This window comes from Psychrobacter sp. Ps6, assembly GCF_022129235.1.
Taxonomy (GTDB): domain Bacteria; phylum Pseudomonadota; class Gammaproteobacteria; order Pseudomonadales; family Moraxellaceae; genus Psychrobacter.
In genome coordinates this window covers 1-2,080 of record NZ_JADQAI010000077.1, presented here as the reverse complement: position 1 = coordinate 2,080, position 2,080 = coordinate 1, and the positions used below count along the sequence as shown (strand labels likewise).

Below are 2,080 nucleotides of genomic sequence, written 5' to 3'. Positions count from 1 at the left end.
TCAAGTGACTCAACATTGCTTATTGATGGTAAAACAGTAAGTTTGCATTATGGCTATATCATTCCTACTGAAGGAAATATTAGAGCTATTATGAGTATGAATAAAAGTGATTGGAGTATCCTAAGTACTGGAAGCCGCTTTGGACCAGCTTATATTATCCCTAAATCAGCTCCTGGCTTTCAAACTCAGTCAATAAGTGAAGTGGAACAATCTCAATGTTACTTATCTTATTATTTTTATAAGAATGGTATCATTAATGGAAAACCCGTTAATTACAAAGTTCCGGTTTATAAACTAGAAACAGCGGGCTGTTAATTGTGGTGATAACTGCCTAATGGATATAGGCAGTTATTCAATTTTATAAAGATATAAACAATAACACACAATCAAGACGTTCCAACGAGGGTAGGATATCTTAAAAACTATTATCGACAAATTACTAATTTACGTGCGATTACGTCACTGGTATTCAATAAGATCGCCATTTAATTCTATTGCTTACGGTTAAGGTTCGCTTCGCTTAAATGACTCGATAAAAGTCATTATCTAACCTGAGTCTGAGATAGGTCAGTTTAGTTTTGATTTTTTAATCATCTTTTTCATTAATGTTTTTTAGTTTAGAATGTTTTTTATTTATAAATGGAGGTGGGTTGTGGAGGACATTGCAATTAAAGATGTTGTTGATATTAAAAAAGATAGCGATGTTGACCTAGCGCTTGTCAAAAAACAAGAAATAAAGCAAATGGAAAAAAACAAAAAAATTGCACATAAAAAAGAGTTACTGTTACGTTCTATCGATGGATGTAACTTTTCAACTCTTGAGCACAAAGTTGGGTGGATCTTAAACCATTATCCAGAATGCCGAAATTCGGATATCAAATGCCAACTTCATTATTGGAACACTTTTCAAAGAGACTTATTTAACCTAAATAGTGGCTCTATTACTGTCGATAATTATTCTAAATTATTACCACTTACATCTATTACAAGACCAAGAGCAAAAATCCAAAATGATTATAATCTATTTCTTGCGAATGAGGAGGTTAGAAAGTATCGAGGAACATTAAGGGGAGAGCATGAGGCTAATGCAGTAAAAAATAAAAATATAGAAAAAAGTTATCTTGTGTTTGCCGATGAAAGTGGAAAAACAGAAAAGTTTCTTCTTGTTGGTAGTTTATGGATCCTTGATGGGGTTGACACTGCAAAAATCACATTAGCAGTTGAAAAATGGAGAGCAAAATATAATTTCAATCGAGAAATTCATTTTAAGGAAATTAAAAGAGGTAATATTGATGCTTATTTGGATTTGATAGATGTTATTAAAGATAATTCAACAGCTATTAGTTTTAAAGCGATCGGCGTAGAGCGTGTAGGTATTGCAAAAGTTAATGATGCGTTAAACAAGCTGTTTTATTATTTGTTAGTTGAAGGTGTGAAGCATGAGCATGAGTCAGGTAGAGCTCCATTACCTAGAAAATTGAAATTTATTAAAGATGAAGAGGAAGCCGGATCCGATAAAATGATGTTGAAAGATATTGAGAATAGTCTTGATATCTACTCAGGAGCTAAGCTACATAATGAACTCAGCTTAAGTGATTTTTACACAATGGCATCTAAAGATAGTATTTTTGTTCAAATTGCCGACCTTTTTACTGGTGCAATTAATCGAAAATTGAATGGTGTAGATAATGGTGGACCTAAAGATATCCTAGCAGACAAACTACTAGCCAGTTTTGGTATTACTAAATCTGCTAGTAATTTTGATATTATTGGTGATTGTGCTATCTATGAAAACTTATAATTTATTGAACTAAATCGCATCATCTAAAGCCCGTAAGCCCTACAGATTTCACGGGCTTTTATATAAATAAACAGTGCGAGTAAAAACATAAGAGTGATTGTGTCACCATTACCGTGGTATAAGTATCGAATAACGTAACTTATGTTTATCCCAATTTAAAATGTCCTTTATCTTTCCCAGATTAAAATGTCTCTTTTTAAGGTAGTTCATCTTGCTCAGAAACTGGTTATAGAGTAGGGAAGTCACGGCTTTTTTCTGGTACTGGGTTTAAATTGTTCA

2 protein-coding genes are annotated in these 2,080 nt (G+C 32.7%); both read left to right on the top strand.

The annotated features are described in order from the left end of the window. The coding region (locus I3255_RS13840; protein WP_238039325.1) for a hypothetical protein at nt 1-315 on the top strand (315 nt) is incomplete at its 5' end. A 337-nt stretch (nt 316-652) separates the two neighbouring features. After that, nucleotides 653-1,801: a DUF3800 domain-containing protein gene (locus I3255_RS13835; protein ID WP_238039323.1), complete on the top strand. Its 1,149-nt coding sequence runs from the start codon at nt 653-655 to the stop codon at nt 1,799-1,801. Nucleotides 1,802-2,080: the final 279 nt, after the last annotated feature.